Raw genomic sequence first — 20,617 nt, 5'->3', positions numbered from 1 at the left:
GGGCACGTGCGAGGGCGAACATGCGGCCACTCGCCTTCGCCGACTGATCGTGCATGTCGCGCGCACTCGTCGGCGATCGCTAGCATGCCGTCATGCTTGCGGCGATCGGATGGCATGGGATCCTCGCGTGGCGGATGCGGCGTCAGTTTCTCGTCAATGCGGATGCCTCCTCTGTCGAGGAGGCAGTGCACCGGCTGGTCGCGGTTCCGTCGTGGTCGGGTGACGCCGAGCTCGCGATCGGGACGCGCATGAGACATCCGCGGCTGGGAGCGGTGGCGGCCGCGTTCGAACAGGGGCGGCTCGTCAAGACCTTCGCGTTCCGCGGTTCGATGAACTACTTCGTACCCGAGGACGTTGGAACGTACCTCGCAATCCGGGCGGTCGGGCGCCAGTGGGAGCTGAAGAGCTGGCGCCAGTTCTACAGCCTCGAACCCGAGGACTGGCCGTTGCTCCGAGCGGTCGTGCGTGACGCGCTCTCATCCGGCCCTCTCAGCCAGCGTGAATTGGCCACCGTGGTCGTTCGCGACGCTCGGTTCTCGCATCTCGCTGCGGCGTTCACCGACAGGTCGTGCACCTTTCTCAAGCCGTTCGCGTGGCAAGGCGACCTCTGCCTCGGCCCTGCACGCGACGGAGTGCTCATGCTGCAATCGCCGCTGGTCGCGTCCGGCTGGTCGGGCATTCCGGATGTCGAAGATGCCGGGCCGCGGGCCGTGCGCGCGTACCTGTCCTCCTACGGGCCTGCGTCTGCCGATCACCTCCAGTACTGGCTCGGCGAGGGCCTCAGCGCCGGCCGGAAGCGCATCGCCGGCTGGATCGAGCGAATGCTGGAGAACGAGATCGTGACGCTCGATGTCGACGGAGATGAACTGCTCTGTCACGCCGGTGATGTCGATGAGTTGGCATCGGAGCCGGAACCGGGCGCCATGCATCTGCTGCCAGGACTTGATCCTTGGGTCCTTGGCGCGGGCACAGCCGACACGCACATCGTCCCGCCCGACCGGCGTGGAGAGATCTCCCGCGGCGCGAATCCGGTGACGCTCGACGGCCGCGTCGTCGGCACATGGAAGATCGCCGATGATCTGCTCACCGTGGCGACATTCGGCGGGGCACTCCCGCGCGACCTGCTCGAGGCCGCACGCGGCAGACTCTCCGAGGTACTCGGTCGCAACATCGACGTCGATGACCGGTGACGTCATTCACCCACCGACGCCCGCAGGCGGATCGGCTGAAGGGCCTTGCCAGCGTGGCGCCGCGTGGGTAGTGGCAGGCTGATACCCGTGAGTGAGCAGCTGAAGTTCCGCACCACAGTTGTCGTGGATCGGGAGGGTCGAACGCGAGTTCCGATTCCGTTCGACCCCGATGAGGCCTGGGGCGCCAAGCCTCGCCATCCAGTGTCGGGTTCGGTCGCGGGCCGTCCCATGCGCGGCATCATCGAGAAGCGGGTGGACGGGCCGGTGATCGCGCTCGGCCCAGCCTGGTGCCGAGTCGCATTGCGTGACGGTGCTGAGGTGCACGTGGTGCTCGAGCCAGAGGGACCGCAGCGCGCCGATCTCGCCCCGGACGTCGCTACCGCGCTCGACGCTGCTCCGGAAGCGGCCGCGTTCTTCGACTCGCTCGCGCAGTTCTACCGCACAGCATGGCTACGGTGGATCGACTCGACGAAACGCCGACCGGATCAACGGCCGATCCGGATCGCCGAAATGGTGTCCCTGCTGCAGCAAGGACACAAGGAACGTCCCTGACGGAGCACCGGAAGTTCGCAATCGTTGCGAGATCTGTGTTCCAACCAGCTACGCCCGGAACCGCGCAGGTCTCGACACCGACATTTCGCCGGACGACGATCCCTCAGCGGATGTCTGTAGTGGTGTCGGTTGGCTTGTTCCAGGTGAGGGCGTAGCGCCACAAGGGGAACTGCTGCCAGCGGGCGCCTGGGAGAATACGCGCTGCCGTCTCGTGCACCTCGGTGTACGTGTGTGGCGGTGGGTCTGCGGCGGTTAGCGGTCGATCGAGGCCATGTTCGCTTCGTCGTGCCGTTCGCCGGCTGCGGTCTCGAGGGCGCTGAGGCGGTCGATCTGCGTGGGGTTCAGCTGCACGGCGTCGGCCGCGGTGTTCTCCTCCACTCGGGAGACCCGTCGGGTACCGGGGATGGGGGCGATGTCGTCGCCGCGGGTGAGGATCCAGGCGAGCGCGGTCTGCGCCGGGGTGGCACCGATCTCGGCGCCGATGGCTCGAACCTCGTCCACGATCGCGAGGTTGCGGTCGAAGTTCTCGGCGATGAACCGCGGGTTGGTCTTCCGCCAGTCTCCCTCGGGGATGTCGGCCGCCGAACGCAGTTGCCCGGTGAGCAGCCCATGGCCGAGCGGGGAATATGGGACGAACCCGATCCCGAGCTCGCGGAGCAGCGGCAGGATCTCGGCCTCGACATCTCTCGTCCACAGCGAGTACTCGGTCTGCAGTGCCGAGACCGGTTGCACGGCGTGAGCGCGGCGGATGGTCTCGGGCGATGCCTCGGAGAGACCGAAGTGCAGCACCTTCCCCTCGGCGATCAGCTCGGCCACGGCGCCTGCCGTCTCCTCGATGGGCGTGCCCTGATCGACCCGGTGCTGGTAGTAGAGGTCGATGTGGTCAGTGCCGAGTCTCCGCAGCGACCCCTCGACAGCCGCCTTCACGTTCGTGGCGGAGCTGTCGATGACCCGTCCTTCCGCCCCCGAATGCGAGACGAGCCCGAACTTCGTGGCTACCTTCACCTGGTCGCGGCGGCCCTTGATGGCTCGGCCGACGACCTCTTCGCTGTGGAAGGGGCCGTAGACCTCGGCGGTGTCGAGGTGGGTCACGCCGAGATCCAGGGCGCGGTGGATGGTGCGGATTGACTCGTCGTCGTCGAGGCCGCCGCCGGTCGTGTACGTGCCGGCCATGGTCATGGCACCGAGCCCGATGCGGGAGACCTCGAGGCTTCCGAGACGCGCGTTCTTCATGTTGGTCCTTCTTCTCGGGTGTGGGCGCTCAGGCGTCGAAGCTGAGCGATGCGGACAGCTCGCGGTGGGCGTCGATCTGGCCTTGGATGGTGGCGAGGTTCTCCTCTTCGCCGGCCATCACGTCGGCGCCAGCCAGGAACCGCAGCGGCAGACCACCGGAGTCGGAGAGGCTGACGAGCGCGCGGCCGAGCTTCTTCGGGTCGCCGCCTTGACGGCCGTTCATGCCTTTCCACGCCTCGATCGGCTGTGCGGTCAGTTCGGCGTAGTCTTCGACGTCCAGCTCGGGCCAGATGGTCTCTACGGCGGCCTCAGCTGCAGCGTTCGCGGCTTCCTGGCCGGTGATGTCGAGGGCGACGGTCAGGAGGTTCTCGTGCTCGCCGATCGCCTCGAGCACCTTCTTGGGGTCGCGGCCGGTCGCGACGACTTGGTGGCCGGCGGCGAGGGCGGACTGGGCGATGTCGATGCCGAGGCCGCGGCCGGCTCCGGTGATGAACCAAACGTTGCTCATGGGTGATGCCTCCGTGAAGATCGTTGCCAGCGGTTCGGCCGGCTTGTGTTTCGAGTCAACCCGTCGACGCGTGAGTGAGCGTGGCTCTACCTACGGGTGCACCAGCAGGGACCCTCTACCGGCGGCGGATCGGCGTACCGTCGAGGCATGGACACCCACGACGACCTGAGCGAGTTCCTGACCTCGCGCCGGGCGAAGCTCACCCTGGAGAAGGCTGGCCTCCCCGACTACGGTGGCCGCCGCCGGGTGCCCGGGCTCCGCCGCGAAGAGGTCGCCCTGCTCGCAGGCATGAGCGCCGAGTACTACAAGCGCCTCGAGCGCGGCAACGCCACCGGCGTCTCCGAGGCGGTCATCGACGGCGTCAGCCGCGCCCTACAGCTCAACGAGGCGGAGCACTCCCACCTGTATGAGCTGATCCGCACCGCGAACGCCGGCGCACACCCCCAACGACGCCGGCAGAGTCGAAAGACTCAGTTGACCGCGGGCATGCAACAGACCATCGACGCGATGTCCACGGTCCCAGTGTTCGTGCAGAACGGCCGCCTCGACGCCATCGCCACGAACAGGCTCGGGCTGGCGCTCTTCTCCGAGATGTTCGACGGCGCCCGCCCGCCGGTGAACGCTGCACGATTCGTCTTCCTCGACCCGCGTGCCCAGACCTTCTACCAGGATTGGGAGAGCAACACCCGCCAGATCGTCGCCATCCTTCGCGCCGAAGCCGGCCGTTCCGCCTATGACCGGCAACTCAGCGACCTCGTCGGCGAACTCTCGACCCGCAGCGACCTCTTCCGCAAACTCTGGGGCGCCCACGACGTGCGTGAGCACCGCACCGGCCTCAAGAGGCTCCACCACCCGATCGTCGGCGACCTCGAGCTCACCTACCAGAGCATGGATCTGGCCTCCGATCGCGGCCTGCAGATGCTCGTCTTCTCCGCCGAGCCAGGCTCCGCCTCCGCCGACCGCCTTCAGCTCCTGGCCAACTGGGCCGAGTCGAACAGCACTCCCTCCGCGGCTGCCGCCAGTACGGAACGCAATCTGAGCTGAATCGCGAAGTCGCCTGAGCCGAAGGCTCGATTGACGCGTCCGTTGAAGGATCCGTAGACGTCTGTGCCCGCGAGCTCGCCGACCGGCGGACACGCTAAACTGTCCTCAGTAGAAAGCCTCCGTCCGGGACCCGGTCGGAGGCTTTTTTCATGCCCCTCCACACATATCGTCGACTGTTCCGCACGCCCGAATTCGCCCCATTCATCGTGTCGCTCGTCCTACAGAACGCGGCAACGGCGCTGAGCGGGCTCGCGACCGCGACGCTCGTGTACCGCCAGACCCAGTCGCCGTTGCTCTCGGCACTGGCGATGTTCGGCCCCGCGCTCGCCCAGCTCCTCGGCGCGTCGACCCTGCTCTCAGCAGCGGACCGGCTCCCGCCGAAAGCCGCGATCATCGGGACGACGATCGTGTTCGCCATCACGACCGCGATCCAGGCCGTGCCCGGTCTGCCCACCGGGGTGGCCTTCGCCGTCCTGTTCGTACAGGGCATCGTCGCCTCGCTCGCCGCCGGAGTACGCCTCGGGCTCCTCCACGAGATCCTGCCCCCCGATGGATTCGTGCTCGGCCGCTCCGTGACCTCGATAGCCGCGAGCGGAGTACAGATCCTCGGGTACATGCTCGGCGCGGGGCTCGTCCTGCTGCTCACACCTCGCGCGACGCTCATCCTGGGTGCGGCGCTCTTCGCGGGGTCTGCCCTCGTAGCGGCGTTCCTCTCGGAGCGCGCCGCACGCATCTCAGGATCGTCCTCCATCGGAACGACGTGGCGGCTGAACCGTCGCCTGCTCGGTTCGAGATCGCTGCTTCCCTTCTACCTTGCGCTGTGGGTGCCGAACGGACTCATCGTCGGTGCCGAGTCGCTCTTCGTGTCGTTGGAACCGCAGGTCGCCGGTGTGCTGTTCGCCTGCGCGGCGGCCGGAAGCCTGCTCGGCAGCGTCGTCGTCGGCCGTTTCCTGACCGCGTACCAGCGAGCTCGACTCGGGGCACCGCTCCGACTCCTGCTCGCCGTGCCGTACCTGTTCTTCGTCTTCGCGCTGCCACTCCCGCTTGCGGCAGTCGTCGTCTTCGCCGCCTCCATCGGGTTCGCGGCGAGCCTCGTGCTGCAGGAACAGCTCATGGAGCGCACGCCTCCCGAGTACGCGGGCCACACACTCGGTCTCGTCTCGTCGGGCACGCTCGCGATGCAGGGCATCAGTGCCGTCATCGCGGGCGGCCTCGCTCAGGCGACGTCTCCGACAGTCGCGATGACGCTCGTCGCCGCGGCATCCGTCGCCGTCACCCTCGCGCTTGCGTCCGTCATTCGGGCGCCCGCCAAAATGACGCCCGGTACCTGACGATCGCGACTGAGCATGTTGCCGGTTCACTCACCGTCGTTCCTATCGGCGGGCGGCGCTCAGCGACCTGAGAGGCGTACCGGTAGGCGATCCACGTACGGGCGTTCGGTCGAAATACTTGCTACTCAGCCGGGACGAGTGCTGTCTCCCAGACCGCCCGGTTCCGGGAAACGTAATCTGCTGCCGCACGCCAGTGGGCGCCGTGTCCTGCCAAGTACATCGTCGACCAGGGCTGGCGATCGGTCTCGTGCGCGGCCCGCAAGAGATCGTGCATTGCTGCTGCCCGTTCTGCCATGACGCGTGGAAGCTGAGCTCGCAGCGTCTGATCAGCGCCATAGCCGTCGATGAATGCTCTGAGGCGCTCGGCAGCGTGGGCGGGAGCCTCTGTCGCGTCGTTCAACGTGAAGGCTTGCGCCGCGTACGCCAGATCCCATACACGGTTACTTGGACCGGCGCCGTCCCAGTCGATGAATACCCACCGATCTCCGATGATCAGGTTCCACGGCGCCAGGTCGTTGTGGCAGATCAGGTTCGGAGTGCCTCGGGAGGGAATCAAAATCTCCCAAGCCGTGTCCGATGAACTGAGGCCTTCGGACGCGTCATGGATCTCTCGCACCATTCGGCCGACGCGGGTGAGATCTGCAAGCGAGAGCGGTCCGGCATCCTCGGCGAGCTGCCCAGGGACGAACTCGATGATCTGGCGGCCACGCTCGTCTCGACCCAGCGGCAGTGGAGCATCGATTCCAGCGTCAACGAGCGAGCTGACGAACTTCACGACAGCTTCAGTCGAACTCGTCCACGGTTTCCGCACCGTTGACCCGACGCGAACCACCCCTGTCGTTGCGTTCCCCCCGTGCAGTGGGATCTCGTCCTCAGCCATCCGATGAGAGTATCGACGGCATCGTGGCTAACTTGGCTACCACTCTGGGCTGCGCCCACATCCGCTGCCTCCGCAAGCGGATCCTTCAAGGCGCTACCGCCTGAAATACCGGAGACGGCGGTGGGTTGACGCTAGCGTGGGGTAAATCGCGTCAATGACGGAGTTGAAGTGGTAGAAGAGAATCCCTGGAATGCTGCGCGTCTGATCCCGACGTCAGGAATCAACGGTGCTGAGGAGCAGGAGCGCCGTGCGACATCCGCGCTGCTCGCGGTGATGAGCTCCGTGAAAGAGTATGGCCGGGTCCTCACGAGCCGGATGGGCGCACCGGCTGGCGCAATCGAGACCTTCATCGAGGTGCCATTCGCCCTGGGTGACAAGAAGGTCTTCCCCGACGGCCTCATTCGGGTGAAGCGGGGAACCAAAGTCTGGACTGCACTGGTCGAAGTCAAGACAGGCAACAACGAGCTCCAGCGGGAACAGCTGGAGAACTACCTGGATGTCGCACGGGAACACCGCTTTGATGCGCTGCTGACGATCTCCAACGAGATCTCACCGGCGGCCGGCGCCCATCCGACTGTCGTCGACAAGCGCAAGTCCAAATACGTTCCGATGCACCATCTGTCATGGACGGAGGTGCTGACCGCCGCGGTCATGCAGAAGGAATTCCGCGGCGTCGCGGACCCAGATCAGGCGTGGATCCTAGGCGAGCTGATCCGGTATCTCGAGCACCCGAAGTCGGGTGCGGTCGAGTTCACGGACATGGGTCCCAGCTGGGTGCCTGTTCGCGACTCGGTCTCCAGCGGCACTCTTCGCAAGACTGACAAGAATGCTGCCCAAGTCGCAGGCCGATTCGATGCGCTGCTCCGCTACGGCGCCCTCAAGCTGGGGCAACGACTCGGCGCTGATGTCACTCAGATCTTGTCAAAGGCCGAGATCGCAGACCCGACGCTTCGCATTGCGGCCGTCACCGAGATGTTGGTCAACGACGGCAAGATGTCGGGCGCGATCCGTATTCCCAACGCGGTCTCGCCACTGACCGTGACCGTAGATATTCGCGCGGGCCAGATAACTTGCTCGTTCTCCACCGGCGCTCCCGCCGAAGGCAGACCGACAACCCGCGTCAACTGGTTGCTCCGTCAGCTGAAAGAAGCACCTGACCAGCTGCGGATTGAAGCATTCGCCACCCGGCAACGAGGCGGAACCGCAGAACTCTTGAAGGCCGCGCGCGAGGACCCAAACGTGCTCGTCGCGGATCCCTCGAAGGAGATCAAGTCGTTCACGGTCACGTACCTTGGCAAAATGGGTGCCGCGCGACTTGCGGGGAGGTCCGGATTCATCGATTCGGTGATGGACGCCATCCTCGTCTCGTACGACGTGGTGGGCCAACGGCTCAAGGACTGGTCCGCCGCCCCGCCTCGGCTACGCAAGCCCGACGAAGTCGTGGTCGATTCGGGAGTTCCCACAGACATCCCCTCAGCCGCGTTGTCGTCCCAGGATGACGAGCTCCCGCCTTCTCCGACTGCTGACCCTCACTAAAGTCCGCCGGACATGATGACTCACGAACGACACAAGGGTTGAGCACCTGACAAATCGTCGACCCGAGGGCGATCGGTGAGGGATCCGTCTGTGGACGTTCACGGGCTTCTGCTCTCTTCACTCTTCGTAGTGCAGGAGGTCTCCGGGCTGGCAGTCAAGGACGCGGCAAATCGCGTCGAGTGTGGAGAATCGCACCGCCTTCGCACGGCCGTTCTTGAGCACGGCGACGTTCGCCGGCGTGATACCGATCGCTTCGGCGAAGTCGCCGACGCTCATCCGGCGCTCGACCAGCATGCGGTCGATCGAGATGCGGATCGGCATCAGATGACCTCCTCCAGCTCGGCACGCATCAGCATCGCGCGCCGAAGCAGCGATCGGAGCACAAGAGTGACGCAGCCCAACACGACGAGGACGAGAACGACGATCACCTGAATGAGCCCGAGCAACGGACTACCCGCCTGCCCATTGCTGATCACCACGAAGCTGGTGATCACGAGCACGACAGCGCACGCGAGGGAGGTGACGAGGACGTCGACCCAGAGCAAGGATGTACGGGCCAGCACGGTTCCGCGGTAGATGCGGTGCACGAGCAACGAGATCATCGCGAGCGCGACGAGCGCGAGAGCGATGAACGCAATCGCCAAGGCGAGCAGCGGATCGCGCAGATCCGCGTACTCAGGCAAGCTCGCCGCGACCTCCGCACTGATGCCGGGCAGAAGCACGAGCGCCCCAACACCAACGAGGAACAGCGCCCCCAGAAGCGACTGAGTGAAGATGATGAGACTGCGAGAGGGGCGCGGAAGGTCGTAATCCATGCATCGATTGTCGATAGACGACCTATCGAAAGTCAATAGATGCATTTGGCCAGGCTAACTTGGGATCGCCCTGCGAGCCCACGTCCGCACGTCGCGGTGATGGATCCCCTCGCGGATATCCGCGAACCGACCGTCAGGGTGTTCGCGCCGGCGGTATGCGACGCTTATCAGTACGTTCGAATGCTGAGGCGAGGCGCAGCAGCGAGATGTCGCTGTACGGAATGCCGGCGAAGGTGAGTCCCACCGGCATTCGAGTGTCGCTCATGCTTCCCATTGGTACGGTCACGGTCGGGATCCCGAAGTGCCGGATCGTGATGTTGCCGTTGGCTACCCAGACGCCGTTCTTCCAGCCAGCGCCCGCGGAGCTCGGGTTGACGTCCATATCAGCGGGACCGACGTCAGCGACGGCAGGGAATACGACGGCATCGAGATCGTGCTGCGTCATCCATTCGTCGAAGTCCCGGCGGCGGGTTTCCTCCAGTCCGGCGATGCCTTCGGCGAGAAACGGGATCTCGGTGAAGTGGGTGCGGGGAGTGGCGGCGACGACAGCCGGGAACTGTTCGACGCCGTCGTCGAACCCCTCGTAGCGGTCGGGGAGCGCGCCGGGCGGATCCGGGAAGATCATGTCCCCGTCGATCTGCGCGAGAGTGGACAGATTTGGGTCGCCGTTCGCGTTGAGGAAGTCCTCCCACGACCAGGCCGCGAGATCGACGAGTTCAACGTGAAGGTAGTCCGTGCTGACGAGCCCTCGCGATGTGATGCTCGGGGCGCCGGCTCGGTCGCCTTCGTAGTTCGACACGAGTGGGAAGTCGACTTCCACGATCGTGGCACCGGCCGTCTCCAGGTCGCGGCGCGCAGCCTTCCAGAGCTCGATGATCGAGGCCCGGGTCTCGATACGCTGGCCGGTCGGCCCGCCGATGCCTCCCGGGGTGCCGGTGCCCGCGTCGGGGTCCTGGTTGATGTACATGCGCGGCACGCCGAGGCGTTTGCCTCGCAGCGCGGCGCGTGCGGCTTCAACGGTCGCGCTGGCCACCTCCGCGTAGCTCTCCGGGCGATGCGCGAGCACGTCGGGGATGTCGAGCCAGGGTTGTTCGCGCCAGAAGTCCCCGCGAGTGCAGTGATCGGGATGCACGATCGTGTCCAGCAGGATGAGCAGGTCGTCCATCGTGCGGGTGTGCGGCACGACCACGTCCATAGTGGGCGTGAGTGGCCAGTTTCCCCGCATCGATACGATGCCCCGACTCGGTGTGTACGCGCAGAGCGCGTTGTTCGAGGCCGGCGCTCGTCCACTGGACCAGGTCTCTTCGCCGAGCCCGAAAGCGCAGAGGGATGCCGCCGTCGCAGTTCCGGAGCCGTTCGATGATCCCGAGCCGAACGCCGAGGTGAGCCAGTCGGCGCTGTACGGGCTTTCGGCACGGCCGTACGCTCCGCGCTGCATGCCGCCGTTCGCCATCGGCGGCATGTTCGTGAGCCCGATGAGCACGGCGCCTGCACCGCGAAGACGCTCGATGGTGAACGCGTCATGCTGGGCGACAAGTTCGGTGAATGCCGGAGACCCCGCCGCGGCAGTCAGTCCTTGCGCCAGGTAGCTGTTCTTGGCCGAGTACGGGATCCCGTCGAGGATACCGAGTGTCGCGCCTCGAGCACGCCGCTGGTCGGATTCGGTGGCTTCGGCCCGGGCCCGGGGATTCATGACGACGTACGCGTTGAGCGCGACCGGTGTGCCAACCTCGTCGTACTGGCGGATGCGCCCCAGGTACGCGTCGAGGAGCTCGACGGCGGTGGTGCGGCCGTCCGCGAGGGCGGCGGCGAGATCGCGGATCGATGCTTCGACGACGTTCACGGAGCTCATGCCGCGGTGACCTTCGGCTGCTGCTGGGTGATGCAGTGGATGCCTCCGCCGTCGGCGAAAATGGGGCGGGCCTCGACCGTGACTGCTCGGCGCCCGGGATACGCGGCTTCGAGGATGTCTCGCGCGTTGGCGTCGGCTTCTGGTTCTCCGAAGCCGCAGGCGATGATGCCGTCGTTGACGACGAGGTGGTTCACGTAGCTGTAGTCGACGAAGCCCTCCTCGTCGTGGACAACCGCGGGAGCAGGCAACTCGGTGACCCGGAGCCTGCGCCCTGCCGCGTCGATGGCTTCCGACAACACGTCCTTCAGCTGTCGAGAGACCTCGTAGTCGGGGTGCTCGGGATTCGTCTGGGTGTGCAGCAGTACTTCGCCGGGTGAGGTGATCGTGGCCAGCATATCGACGTGCCCGCTGGTGCCGAAGTCCTCGTAGTCGCGCGTGAGTCCGCGGGGCAGCCAGATCGCTCTTGTCGCCCCGACCGTGCGGGCGAGCTCCGCCTCGACACGTTCCCTGTCGGCGTAGGGGTTGCGGCGGGGATCCAGCTGGACCGTCTCGGTGAGCAGCACGGTGCCCTCGCCGTCGACATGGATGCCGCCGCCTTCGTTTACCAGCAGCGAGCTGATCCGGGTCGCGCCGACCAGGTCCGCGACGAAGCGGGCGTTCTGATTCGCTCGCTCCCAGCGCGACCAGGAATGCGCGCCCCACCCGTTGAACACCCAGTCCACGGCGCCGAGCGCTCCGGGACGTTCGTCGTCCAGGACGAAGGTCGGTCCGTGGTCGCGCATCCAGCACTCGTCGATCGGAGTCTCGAAGAGTTCCACGTCAGCGGTCAGCATGGCGCGAGCCCGCCGCGATTCGGAAGGGTCCACGAGCATCGAGACCGGCTCGAACTCGACGATGGTGTTCGCGACCTCGGCCCAAGCCAGGTACGTGGCCTCGCGGCTCTCCTCGGACCCGCCGAGCGCGGGGCCTTCACACGGGAACGCCATCCAGGTGCGCTCGTGTGGGTGGGTCTCACTGGGCATCCGCCAGTTCATCGTTGTTCCTCCAGTTGGTGAGTGAGTTCGTGTGTGCGGGGGCCTTGGAGGTCGCGCGCTCCCCCGGGTCGCCGTGTCGGGTCTCCGAATGGTGCCGCGGTGCGCCACAGCACGGCGTACAGCGCGCCGGCGAGGACCGGCGCCACGATCGCCGAGAGGTCCGCGCCGTTGAGGGCGTGCGCGATTGGGCCGATGTACAGCGTTGTGTTCGCCATGAGGAGTGCGACCGCGGTGCCGGCCAGCTGCGCGATGACGCCGGGCCAGAACCAACCGGCTGAGTACCAGAACGGGGCGCCGGGTCGTTCATCGTTCAGTGAGATGCCGTCGTAGCGGTTGCGCCGAAGGAAGATGTCGACCGCGTAGATCGCCATCAGTGGGCCGAGGATCGTGACCGTGAGCTCGAGCGCGTACTCCATCGTGTCGAGGAATCCGGAAGACAGGAACGTGAGCCAGTACGCGGCGGCGGTGGCGATCAGGCCGGTGATCAGCACCATTACGAACCGAGGCGCTTTGAACCCGAGTCCCTGTGCTGAGAGACCCGCCGAGTAGGCCACCAGGGCGTTGTTGGTGATGCAGCCGACGATCACGATCCCGAGGAAGATCGGGGCGAACCACGACGGCACGATCTCGTGGATCGTGAGCTGCGGATCAGTCATATCGATAGCCGTCGCGGCGAAGATTCCGATCAGGCTGATGAACAGGGTCGGGAGCACTCCGCCGAGCGCGGTCCACCATCCGACCGCGGCCATTGAGGTCCTCTTCGGCAGGTACCTCGAGTAATCGGCGCCGGTTCCCCACGACAGCGGCCCCGAGGCCACGATGGCGTAGCCGAGGAGTAAGGCGGCCCAGTGATCCTTCAGTTCGAGCGGTTCCGCGGTGTAGGCGTAGTCCGCCTGGCTGAAGACGAAGAACCCGAGCACGACGAACGCGAGTGCGAGTGCCGCGGAGAAGTAGGGTGATGCCTTCACGATGGCGTCGTATCCGTACACGCTGAGCACGAAGCTCAGCATCGCGATCACCAGAAGCACTGCCCATCTTGCGTTCGCAGGAAGGTGGACCCCGACATGTTCGAGCAGTGCGAGAGTGGCGAACGTTGCGACCGTGATGTTGATGATCTCGTAGAACAGCCCGATGACCAGTCCCTGACCTGCCCCGAAGATCCGGTTGCCTCGGATTCCGAACATGGCACGCATCACCGTGACGCTCGGCGTTCCTGAAGCCGGACCGCTGACCGACAGCCAACCGACTGCGATCCACCAGAGGCTGCCCAACAGGGTGACGATGATCGCCTCCCACACGCTCAGCCCGATCAGGATCAGCAGGCCCCCGAACGTGAACGAGAGGTAGTTCACGTTCGACCCCATCCAAACCCAGAACAGGTCGAACGGACGTCCGTGGCGCTCGTCGTCGGGGATGAAGTCGATCCCGCGCACCTCGACGTGCGACGAAGGGACAGGCCGCGCAGCGCCTGCGCCGTCGTCGCGAGGCACGGTGTCTCGGGTGCTGTTGGTCACGGCTACTCTCCTTCGAGCACGTATTGTTTATCACTTGATAAATAAGCTCGGGCTAGAGTGTCATGCAGGAGGGGGCATGTCAACCAGCACCAGCACGACCGGCAAAAGCGTGTCTCGCAAAGCGCCCGCAGTACGAGCGGCGGAGATTCTCGAGGGCGCCTGTGAATTGGCGACCGAGCAGGGTCTCTCCGCCCTCACACTCCGCTCCGTCGCCGCCCGAACGGGCGTGACCTCCACACTCGTGGCGCACTACTCCGACGGCATCGACGGGCTCGTCGCAGAAACGTTCGCCCGTATCGCCGATCGAGAACTCGACGAAGTGCGCGCGGCTGCCTCCGGGTGGCGAACACCCGCACAGCGTTTGAGCGCCTTGTGCTCGACGCTTCTCGACGGCAATCGGAGCAAGACAACGCTCGTTTGGGTGGAGGCGTTGGCGATTGGGTATCGCAATCGACGCCTCGCGGCGTCAGTCCGAGCTTCCCTCGACGCATGGCAGCAGCTGTTCTCCAGCGTTATCGCCGATGGTTCACGCCGCGGCGACTTCACTGTCGTGAATCCGGAGACTGCCGCGTGGCAGATCCTCGGGTTGATCGACGGCATCAACGAACAAGCACTCGTACTGCAGGAAGCCCCAGCCTCGCGCAGTACCTTGATCTTCGAAGCCGCCGAAGGCATCCTCGGGCTCCGCCCCGGAACGCTCGGCGAACCGACCGCCTGAGCCCCGCCATCCCCAACAGCAGAAAAGCCCACGGAAGAGCTGGGGCTGCGGACGCTCACACTCGACGTGTCACCACGACCCGTGTGCCCGACCTGGGGGTCCGCTCCAGTTGTATCGCCGAGGGGGCTCGGGAGCGTTGAACCCCAGTCGCACTGAGGGATCCGCGTGCGGGGCGGCCAGCGAGCCGGTGCCTTGCTCGGCTCTGACTGAGTGCTTCCCGGAGGGCTCGGATCTCTGAAGTGAGGAGCTCCATCTCAGCTTTCGTGGCGGCTTCCTCCTGCTTGTTGGACTCGCCGACCTTCTCGACGATCCAGGAAGCCAACGTGGCGGTCACCATACCGATTAGCGCGATACCGCCGATCATCACGCCGACCGCAACGAGCTGACCCGTCGGTGTCACCGGGAAGAAGTCTCCGTACCCGACGGTCGTGATGGTCACGAACGCCCACCACAGTCCATCCCCGATCGTCTGGATGGAGCCATCCTGGCCTCGCTCGGCGTCGAGAACCGCGACGGCAGCAGCCCAAACCAACAACAAGGACGCACCGATGACGTAGAGGATCACTCGACCGCGGAACGCTGCGCCGGCGGTGCGTTGGAGTACCGCGAGAAGCGTCACCAGCCGAAGCAGCCGGAGCGGTCGGAGCATCGGGAGAACGACGATGGCGAGATCCAAGAGGTGCGTGTAGAACCAGCGCCAGCGTTTCTCCGCGAGGCACAGGTTCACGATGTAGTCGATCACGAACAGTCCCCAGGTGAACCAGATGATTGTCTCCGCGATAGTCGCGGCTGCGCCGGTGAGCTCGCCGATCACCTGCCACGAATATGCGATGAGAAACGCCAAAGCGGCGATCGCGAGCGGCCAATCGACGAGCTTCTGCCAGCGTTGCTGATCCATGCGGTCAGCCTAGATGCGAGCGAATTGCGCTCCACTCGATCGCCCTCGCAAGCTCGCAATCACGGATCCTTCAGCGCCACCCGTTGATGAGAGCCCGGATGGTGCGCTCGTAAGCGGTCCGTTCGAACCGGAGCGTGAGTTTCGGCCCATCCAGGCTGATCTCGTTCGTCACGCGGTCTTGGAAGGCGATATCGCTCCACTCGACGAATTGCTGACCGACTTCGACGCGCGCACTGATCGCGCCGCACCAGATATCGCCACACCTGCCGCAGAACAAGATGGCGGTTCGTCCGTCAGGAAACCGCACCGATTCTTCCTCCGCGCCGACGTCGCTGGAAAGCAGAGCATGCAGGCTGGCGGCGACGCCGGCGTCGTACTGGTTCGTTTCGTACATAAGCGGGCGCTGGTCATCGCGGGGATCACCGTATGCGACCCGGTCACGAAGGGAACGCCCATCAACGAGCCAATCGCGGAACCGGATTACCGTGCGGATCTTGGTCCGTCTCGGCCACCGTCCCCCGATGCATTCCTCAGCAGCCTCAGTCCAAGCCGAAGTGAGCACCGACATTTCATGCTTGGGAGGCGGTGGCTGCATGACGGAAGCGTAACCGCCCCTCGGCGATGGCCAACACCGTGGCCCGTAGCGGTTCGGTCGACACGGTGCCCAGAGCACAAGCGGATCCTCGACCGGTCAGAACGTCAGACTTTGCGCACCCGGACTGCCTTGGCGATGCAGTACGCGGCGAAGGCGACATACGCGATCCATGCGACCCAAGTTCCGGCAACCCCAATCGCCGGTCCGGACTCGCAATAGCTCTTCGCGGGATCTGCGGAGTCGAAGCAGACTCCTTGCGTGATGCTGGTGACGAAGAAAACAACGACGCCGACGAGCGCGGCCAGTCCGACCCATCGCCAGCGATGCGCAGCGACCCCTCGCGAATGCTGCGACGTTGTCATTCGCTCAGGGTAGAGCTTCAGGTTCGATGGGCGCCAACGCAATCTGAACTGTCGCGATGATCGATCCGCCAGCGGCATCCTCGGCCGGACACAGGCTTTTGAGTCCACCGTTCTCGCCGCCGGCTGGCTATTGTTACCCAGTGGATTTCCAAGACGCGGCAGACCTCGCCATCCAACTCGCCCGCGATGCTGGCGATTTCGCGGTCGCTGAGCGCGAAGAGGCGCGAATCGAGGCAAAGGGCGACGGAGCCGACTTCGTCACCCACGTCGACCGCGCAGTCGAACGACGAATCGCTGCAGCCATCGCGACCCAATACCCCGATCACTCGATCCTTGGAGAGGAAGATGGCGAACAAGGGGGAGAACTGACCGAATTCCGCTGGCTTATTGACCCGCTGGATGGCACCAACAACTACGTCCTCGGCCTCGACATTTATGGCGTGTGCATCACACTCTGCCATCACGACATCCCGGTCGCAGCAGTAGTACACGACTCCCCACGTCGCCGAACCTACTGGGCTGTCGCCGGTACCGGCGCGTGGCTCTCCATCGACGCAAGGCCACCGCAGCGTCTCTTGCTCCATGGCGCAGAACCGCTCGCGAACACGACCGTTTCACTCACACAGGGATATGCGGTCGGCCACAACGACGCTCGTCGAAACACCCTGTTTGGCGCACTCGAACGCCAGACCAAGCGAGTCCTTCGCACGTGGGCTCCATCTGTCGATTGGGGACTTCTAGCCACTGGACGGCTCGGAGCCGTCATCGCCTACCGCAATGAGCCCTGGGACCTTGTCGGTGGGGCGCTTATCGCCACCGAAGCGGGCGCACGCATGTACACCGACGCCACAGGCGACCTCGTGATCGTGGGTCATCCACGCACAGTGGACGAACTTCAAGTCCTTCTGGACGGACAGCGTCATCACCGAAGTGCCCTCGCAGAGGCGGGCGAGCAAGCGTAGATCCCTGCCCTCGAGGTTCGGCGAATCCTGCAAGAGCTCGGCCAACGGGGCCTGGCAGCCGGCTACTACACGTCCTCGACCGCAGCGAAAGTGCAATACGGTCACCGCACCACCCCAGGCGGATCGGCCTGCGGATCATCGCTCCGTCCCTAGCGAATTTGCCCAGGGCTGCGGCCCTCCGCGTCAGCCGCGTGGATCCTCGAGGGAGCCCATCGCGTCCATAAGTGTGTCGTGGATGTACTCGAGCTCCGGGCTCGTGAAGCTCGACCAGTCATCGTCACCGCTGGCCTGCGACCAGTCCGAGGCATCAGCTTGGGTCTCGCCGTCCCAGGCCGTCGCCGGTAAGTGCTTGTAGACCCACCAGATGTTGCCGGACGGGTCTGAGAACCGCGACAAGGTGTCGCCGAAGAAGTCGGTTGGCTTCGTGATGACAGTGCCGCCGTGCTGCTCGGCGCGACCGAGCGTCGCGTCGACATCGTCGACGTACACGCGTGTGAACGCGGGGGTGAACGGCCAGTTGGGCTTCCGATCTGCGACCGTCATGGTCGAGTCACCGAGCCGCAGCTCGGAGTGCAGGATGAGCCCGTCGGTGTCGAGAGTGCGGGCTTCGGCAACATCGGTGGCGCCGAACACCGCGACGATGAAGTCGATCAGTGCGGCCGCGCCGTTGGACATGATGAATGGGTTCACGGTGTTCGAACCCTCGGGGGCTGGTGGGATGTTGTTCACATTCGTACCTTTCGCTCACCTTCAGGATCGGCTCACGCGCTCCCGAGCTCCTTGGACAATTGCGACAATCCGCGAATGGTTCGGCGGTAGCGTCGTCGGCGGCGATCAGGGCGTCTGACGGATGTCGGAGGGTCGCTCCGCCCGAAGCGCCACGAAGGAGCGGGTGAGGTGTGCCTGATCGGCGAAGCCGAGTTCGGCCGCGACCTCGGTCGCAGTCTTGCCTCGGCGGAGAGCGGCTTCGGCGGCCCTGGCCCGAGCGAACTGAGTGATACGCGTCGGGCTCAGCCCGGTGGCGACTTTCACTCGGCGCTGCCAACTTCTCGTGGAGTACCCGGTGCGGTCGCCGTGCAGTGCGCGCGCCGCATGCGCATCGACTCGCACGATGCCTCGCTGCTCGAGGGCCTCGACGCATGCGTGAAGCTGTTCAAATTCAGGAATCGGGAGCAACTCGCCTGACACGGCGAACGTGCCGTCTGCACAGGTCAGAGAGACGAACCGGCCGACGAGTTGCGACTTCGGCAGGCGTGCGATGGTCACTTCGGGGTGGAGCTCTACGCCCCAGTGACTCGCGCCGGCGATACCGACGAGTATTCGCGGCCTCGGCGTCGGGCCAGCGAGCTCGGCGGTGATCGACCCGTCGGGTAGTCGCGTGAATGCGAGCCCCCAATGCTCGTTCGCCGGCTCGAGGTACTCGTCGGGTTCTACGACGTGTGCTCGCCAGATCGAGTGGATCAGTCGGTGATCGTCGCAGACTTCGATCTCATACATGCATCCTCCCCGAACCATCGCGGCACCTGCGGTTGCACTCTGCCCGCAAGCAACGATCCCACACGGCGGAACCATCCGCTTCGATGGCTCGACTCGCACCGTGACCGCCGCCGGACAACCGAGACCGCACTCCACCTCTGCCGATCCCGCAGCGGGGTCGCCCAGCGCGCCACTTTGAGTTGCAGGTCGTCACAGGACGGATCGTCGCGCAAGCGGATCGCTCTGCGAACGCGTGATTGACTGTCCCGATGACGCCGGGACCAAGACTTGACATGTTGTGGGAGACCGTCGACTCGGCGGATGCAGCACTATCCACTCGGTTCGGATTCAGTGACGCGGGTCACGCAGTCGCATGGCTGGAGGAAGCGCTTCGGGAAGAGTGGGATGTTCGCGTCGACAGCTGCGACCGTCTCGTCATCAGTGCAAGCAATCTGCTCGCGTGGTTAACAGCAGACGGCAGACGCCTTGTCGCCAAAGTATGCGCCGAGGCGTCGTTGTTTCGACATCTCGCGAATGTCGACGCGGTTATCGCGTGGCTTCAGGACGAAGGAATTCCAGTCGCCGCCCCCCTTATCGCCATCGATGGCCGTGTGCGAGTCGATCGGGGCGGCTACTCAGTCAGCGTTTACCCGTTCGTCGGGGGAAGCCTGCTTGACGTGGAGGATGCGGGTCAGGTGGATGCTGCTGGTCGAATGCTGGCTTCGTTGCATGGCGCGTTGGCGTCCTATCCGGGGCCGTTCGGGGATCGGCTTCCCCCCGATGGCCAGCAGCTCGTGCACGGGGACTTCCGGTCTGCGAACATCCTTCAGGTGGATGGTGCAATCACCGCCATTCTGGACTTCGACGACGCGTCATACGGCAGTCGGGCTGAGGAGTTGGCTCGGTCAGCGGTTCTCCTCGGAACCCGGTATCACGATTGGCAGCCGATAAGCCGTGCGACTCGAGAGGTGTTCGTCTCGGCGTACAACGAGGTTGCCCCGCTCACCAGCGCCGAGCGGTACGAGTTTGACCAGGTCGTTGTTGCGGTCTCGAAGGACTTCGGCTGGACGTGACACACGGTCTCGATTCGCCTGGCGAGCTCGGCTGAAACGCCCGATAGCCCGATCCGTCTGCGGGCGGCGCCTTACGTGCGCGCGATGGGTGAATTCACCTTCGCGAAACACCTGATGCGCAGCACGTGGATACTCTTTGGCTACGCGGACCATGCATTCACTCGCGGCCGTTCCAAGATCTGGAGCTGTGTAGCTCCTCCGATAAATCGGGGTGCTCGTGGCGCGTCAGCAACACTCAAACGCACGGCCACGGCGCCGCATGCGACCGGTGACGCGCATGCGAGCAGTAGCAGCTCTGGCGCAGTGTGGGTTCGGAGCACTGCTGATCGGGTCCCTGACTGGATGCTCACCAGATTGGGCCGAGAGCACTCTGCGCATCGACTACGACGAAGTCGACCGCGGGAAGGTGGTGGCCTGCGCAGAACTGTCATCCGCCGATTCCCACCGGGAGAACCAAGCCGCACCGAGACTGATTGAAGTCTCGGACGTCACGGTCGAGGAGATCGCTAACGAGGCGCTGAGCATCAAAGGGACCACGACGGTGCTGCGCGACAATGGCGACGAGCGCTACGAATGGACATGCACGGTGACCGTCGCAGAGGGCGAGGATACGCTCCATGCCGAACTCACCTCGATCGACCGGGTGGAACGATGAACGAGGCCGGCCGCTCGGTAATCGCATCCTGCGTCGCAGCCCTCGTGGTGATCAGCCTCGCGTCATGCCTGTCGGATCGCGGCGGCTCCATCCATCTCGAATACGACGGTTTGCGTGACCGCCTCCCTGAGGTCTGTGTGAGCTTGGCGATCGAGGCAGTCGGGTGGTCGAGCAGCGCGCAGACCATCCGCGCATCGGTTGAGGATGATCCCGCCTCAACACCGGGTGAACGCTACCTCGGGATCATCAGATCAGATCAGGACGACGCTCGCTTCGAGTGGGTCTGCGAGCTCAGCACTGACGCCGACGAAACCTCCCTGACAGCGCGCCTTGTTCGCCTCGACGCGATGTGACGGGCGCTGGCCATCGGCGCAGGTGCGACTCCCAAC

The 20,617-nt window shown here is 65.1% G+C and carries 23 protein-coding genes; 10 read left to right on the top strand and 13 right to left on the bottom strand.

Translation table 11 applies throughout. The features are described 5' to 3' along the window. Positions 1-92 precede the first annotated feature (92 nt). Positions 93-1,190 carry a DNA glycosylase AlkZ-like family protein gene (locus ACR3IO_RS02395; protein ID WP_434069557.1) on the top strand — a complete coding sequence of 366 codons (1,098 nt, stop codon included), beginning with the start codon at positions 93-95 and terminating at the stop codon, positions 1,188-1,190. A gap of 87 nt (positions 1,191-1,277) precedes the next feature. Beyond that, on the top strand, positions 1,278-1,742 hold the full coding sequence (locus ACR3IO_RS02390) for a YdeI/OmpD-associated family protein (RefSeq protein WP_434069556.1): 465 nt from the start codon (positions 1,278-1,280) through the stop codon (positions 1,740-1,742). A 252-nt stretch (positions 1,743-1,994) separates the two neighbouring features. Here the strand turns inward: ACR3IO_RS02390 and ACR3IO_RS02385 are convergent, their stop codons facing one another. Both ACR3IO_RS02385 and ACR3IO_RS02380 read right to left on the bottom strand, forming a co-directional pair. Continuing rightward, the gene (locus ACR3IO_RS02385) at positions 1,995-2,975 is read right to left on the bottom strand and encodes an aldo/keto reductase (protein ID WP_434069555.1); all 981 of its coding nucleotides are present in this window, start codon (positions 2,973-2,975) and stop codon (positions 1,995-1,997) included. A gap of 28 nt (positions 2,976-3,003) precedes the next feature. Beyond that, positions 3,004-3,483, bottom strand: a complete 480-nt coding sequence (locus ACR3IO_RS02380) for an SDR family NAD(P)-dependent oxidoreductase (RefSeq protein ID WP_434069554.1) — start codon at positions 3,481-3,483, stop codon at positions 3,004-3,006. A 147-nt stretch (positions 3,484-3,630) separates the two neighbouring features. Between ACR3IO_RS02380 and ACR3IO_RS02375 the strand changes: the two genes are divergently transcribed. Both ACR3IO_RS02375 and ACR3IO_RS02370 read left to right on the top strand, forming a co-directional pair. Continuing rightward, the gene (locus ACR3IO_RS02375) at positions 3,631-4,527 is read left to right on the top strand and encodes a helix-turn-helix transcriptional regulator (protein ID WP_434069553.1); all 897 of its coding nucleotides are present in this window, start codon (positions 3,631-3,633) and stop codon (positions 4,525-4,527) included. Positions 4,528-4,676: 149 nt separating this feature from the next. Beyond that, on the top strand, positions 4,677-5,858 hold the full coding sequence (locus tag ACR3IO_RS02370) for an MFS transporter (protein ID WP_434069552.1): 1,182 nt from the start codon (positions 4,677-4,679) through the stop codon (positions 5,856-5,858). Positions 5,859-5,979: 121 nt separating this feature from the next. Here the strand turns inward: ACR3IO_RS02370 and ACR3IO_RS02365 are convergent, their stop codons facing one another. Beyond that, entirely contained in the window at positions 5,980-6,738 is a 759-nt protein-coding gene (locus ACR3IO_RS02365) for a phosphotransferase (protein ID WP_434069551.1), read from the bottom strand. A 168-nt stretch (positions 6,739-6,906) separates the two neighbouring features. On the opposite strand from ACR3IO_RS02365, the gene ACR3IO_RS02360 reads away from it, so the two are divergent. After that, a complete protein-coding gene (locus tag ACR3IO_RS02360; protein WP_434069550.1) occupies positions 6,907-8,274 on the top strand; it encodes a hypothetical protein in 1,368 nt (455 codons plus the stop codon). A gap of 117 nt (positions 8,275-8,391) precedes the next feature. On the opposite strand, the gene ACR3IO_RS02355 is transcribed toward ACR3IO_RS02360, so the two are convergent. The 5 genes from ACR3IO_RS02355 to ACR3IO_RS02335 form a co-directional block, all read right to left on the bottom strand. Further along, entirely contained in the window at positions 8,392-8,595 is a 204-nt protein-coding gene (locus ACR3IO_RS02355; RefSeq protein WP_434069549.1) for a helix-turn-helix domain-containing protein, read from the bottom strand. Then, positions 8,595-9,089 (bottom strand): DUF2975 domain-containing protein, encoded by a 495-nt coding sequence (locus ACR3IO_RS02350; protein WP_434069548.1) that lies wholly within the window; start codon positions 9,087-9,089, stop codon positions 8,595-8,597. Before ACR3IO_RS02350 ends, ACR3IO_RS02355 begins: the two co-directional genes overlap by 1 nt. A 133-nt stretch (positions 9,090-9,222) precedes the next feature. Next, entirely contained in the window at positions 9,223-10,941 is a 1,719-nt protein-coding gene (locus tag ACR3IO_RS02345) for an amidase (RefSeq protein ID WP_434069547.1), read from the bottom strand. Further along, the gene (locus ACR3IO_RS02340) at positions 10,938-11,975 is read right to left on the bottom strand and encodes an agmatine deiminase family protein (RefSeq protein WP_434069546.1); all 1,038 of its coding nucleotides are present in this window, start codon (positions 11,973-11,975) and stop codon (positions 10,938-10,940) included. The genes ACR3IO_RS02345 and ACR3IO_RS02340 overlap by 4 nt, the downstream gene beginning before the upstream one ends. Next, on the bottom strand, positions 11,972-13,489 hold the full coding sequence (locus tag ACR3IO_RS02335) for a purine-cytosine permease family protein (protein WP_434069545.1): 1,518 nt from the start codon (positions 13,487-13,489) through the stop codon (positions 11,972-11,974). The genes ACR3IO_RS02340 and ACR3IO_RS02335 overlap by 4 nt, the downstream gene beginning before the upstream one ends. Before the next feature lie 76 nt (positions 13,490-13,565). On the opposite strand from ACR3IO_RS02335, the gene ACR3IO_RS02330 reads away from it, so the two are divergent. Beyond that, on the top strand, positions 13,566-14,207 hold the full coding sequence (locus ACR3IO_RS02330; protein ID WP_434069544.1) for a TetR/AcrR family transcriptional regulator: 642 nt from the start codon (positions 13,566-13,568) through the stop codon (positions 14,205-14,207). A gap of 55 nt (positions 14,208-14,262) precedes the next feature. Here ACR3IO_RS02330 and ACR3IO_RS02325 read toward each other — a convergent pair whose 3' ends face one another. The 3 genes from ACR3IO_RS02325 to ACR3IO_RS02315 form a co-directional block, all read right to left on the bottom strand. After that, positions 14,263-15,105: a potassium channel family protein gene (locus tag ACR3IO_RS02325; RefSeq protein ID WP_434069543.1), complete on the bottom strand. Its 843-nt coding sequence runs from the start codon at positions 15,103-15,105 to the stop codon at positions 14,263-14,265. Between the two features lie 70 nt (positions 15,106-15,175). After that, positions 15,176-15,499 (bottom strand): hypothetical protein, encoded by a 324-nt coding sequence (locus tag ACR3IO_RS02320; RefSeq protein ID WP_354244369.1) that lies wholly within the window; start codon positions 15,497-15,499, stop codon positions 15,176-15,178. 305 nt (positions 15,500-15,804) lie between these two features. Continuing rightward, positions 15,805-16,062, bottom strand: coding sequence for a hypothetical protein (locus ACR3IO_RS02315; protein ID WP_434069542.1), 258 nt, complete (start codon positions 16,060-16,062; stop codon positions 15,805-15,807). 140 nt (positions 16,063-16,202) lie between these two features. Here ACR3IO_RS02315 and ACR3IO_RS02310 point away from each other — a divergent pair, with 140 nt between their 5' ends. Then, positions 16,203-17,024, top strand: coding sequence for an inositol monophosphatase family protein (locus tag ACR3IO_RS02310; protein WP_434069541.1), 822 nt, complete (start codon positions 16,203-16,205; stop codon positions 17,022-17,024). 183 nt (positions 17,025-17,207) lie between these two features. Here the strand turns inward: ACR3IO_RS02310 and ACR3IO_RS02305 are convergent, their stop codons facing one another. Further along, positions 17,208-17,714 (bottom strand): VOC family protein, encoded by a 507-nt coding sequence (locus ACR3IO_RS02305; protein ID WP_434069540.1) that lies wholly within the window; start codon positions 17,712-17,714, stop codon positions 17,208-17,210. A gap of 144 nt (positions 17,715-17,858) precedes the next feature. Then, positions 17,859-18,521, bottom strand: a complete 663-nt coding sequence (locus ACR3IO_RS02300) for a helix-turn-helix domain-containing protein (protein WP_434069539.1) — start codon at positions 18,519-18,521, stop codon at positions 17,859-17,861. A 272-nt stretch (positions 18,522-18,793) separates the two neighbouring features. On the opposite strand from ACR3IO_RS02300, the gene ACR3IO_RS02295 reads away from it, so the two are divergent. The 3 genes from ACR3IO_RS02295 (at position 18,794) to ACR3IO_RS02285 (ending at position 20,581) form a co-directional block, all read left to right on the top strand. Then, a complete protein-coding gene (locus ACR3IO_RS02295) occupies positions 18,794-19,573 on the top strand; it encodes a phosphotransferase enzyme family protein (RefSeq protein ID WP_434069538.1) in 780 nt (259 codons plus the stop codon). A 268-nt stretch (positions 19,574-19,841) separates the two neighbouring features. Continuing rightward, positions 19,842-20,228 carry a hypothetical protein gene (locus ACR3IO_RS02290; RefSeq protein WP_434069537.1) on the top strand — a complete coding sequence of 129 codons (387 nt, stop codon included), beginning with the start codon at positions 19,842-19,844 and terminating at the stop codon, positions 20,226-20,228. Continuing rightward, positions 20,225-20,581 (top strand): hypothetical protein, encoded by a 357-nt coding sequence (locus ACR3IO_RS02285; protein ID WP_434069536.1) that lies wholly within the window; start codon positions 20,225-20,227, stop codon positions 20,579-20,581. Before ACR3IO_RS02290 ends, ACR3IO_RS02285 begins: the two co-directional genes overlap by 4 nt. Positions 20,582-20,617: the final 36 nt, after the last annotated feature.

This window comes from Agromyces sp. Marseille-Q5079 (genome assembly GCF_051016555.1).
GTDB lineage: Bacteria > Actinomycetota > Actinomycetes > Actinomycetales > Microbacteriaceae > Agromyces.
Note: the sequence above shows the minus strand (reverse complement) of the source record. Positions and strands in the feature narration are given on the sequence as shown.

Bases quoted from the DNA above. Each gene is read 5' to 3' on its own strand.
- ACR3IO_RS02340 (WP_434069546.1), bottom strand. From the start codon at position 11,975: ATGAACTGGCGGATGCCCAGTGAGACCCACCCACACGAGCGCACCTGG.
- ACR3IO_RS02365 (WP_434069551.1), bottom strand. From the start codon at position 6,738: ATGGCTGAGGACGAGATCCCACTGCACGGGGGGAACGCAACGACAGGG.
- ACR3IO_RS02350 (WP_434069548.1), bottom strand. From the start codon at position 9,089: ATGGATTACGACCTTCCGCGCCCCTCTCGCAGTCTCATCATCTTCACT.
- ACR3IO_RS02380 (WP_434069554.1), bottom strand. From the start codon at position 3,483: ATGAGCAACGTTTGGTTCATCACCGGAGCCGGCCGCGGCCTCGGCATC.
- ACR3IO_RS02330 (WP_434069544.1), top strand. From the start codon at position 13,566: ATGTCAACCAGCACCAGCACGACCGGCAAAAGCGTGTCTCGCAAAGCG.
- ACR3IO_RS02355 (WP_434069549.1), bottom strand. From the start codon at position 8,595: ATGCCGATCCGCATCTCGATCGACCGCATGCTGGTCGAGCGCCGGATG.
- ACR3IO_RS02395 (WP_434069557.1), top strand. From the start codon at position 93: ATGCTTGCGGCGATCGGATGGCATGGGATCCTCGCGTGGCGGATGCGG.
- ACR3IO_RS02370 (WP_434069552.1), top strand. From the start codon at position 4,677: ATGCCCCTCCACACATATCGTCGACTGTTCCGCACGCCCGAATTCGCC.
- ACR3IO_RS02300 (WP_434069539.1), bottom strand. From the start codon at position 18,521: ATGTATGAGATCGAAGTCTGCGACGATCACCGACTGATCCACTCGATC.
- ACR3IO_RS02345 (WP_434069547.1), bottom strand. From the start codon at position 10,941: ATGAGCTCCGTGAACGTCGTCGAAGCATCGATCCGCGATCTCGCCGCC.
- ACR3IO_RS02320 (WP_354244369.1), bottom strand. From the start codon at position 15,499: ATGTACGAAACGAACCAGTACGACGCCGGCGTCGCCGCCAGCCTGCAT.
- ACR3IO_RS02385 (WP_434069555.1), bottom strand. From the start codon at position 2,975: ATGAAGAACGCGCGTCTCGGAAGCCTCGAGGTCTCCCGCATCGGGCTC.
- ACR3IO_RS02375 (WP_434069553.1), top strand. From the start codon at position 3,631: ATGGACACCCACGACGACCTGAGCGAGTTCCTGACCTCGCGCCGGGCG.
- ACR3IO_RS02315 (WP_434069542.1), bottom strand. From the start codon at position 16,062: ATGACAACGTCGCAGCATTCGCGAGGGGTCGCTGCGCATCGCTGGCGA.
- ACR3IO_RS02295 (WP_434069538.1), top strand. From the start codon at position 18,794: ATGTTGTGGGAGACCGTCGACTCGGCGGATGCAGCACTATCCACTCGG.
- ACR3IO_RS02325 (WP_434069543.1), bottom strand. From the start codon at position 15,105: ATGGATCAGCAACGCTGGCAGAAGCTCGTCGATTGGCCGCTCGCGATC.
- ACR3IO_RS02285 (WP_434069536.1), top strand. From the start codon at position 20,225: ATGAACGAGGCCGGCCGCTCGGTAATCGCATCCTGCGTCGCAGCCCTC.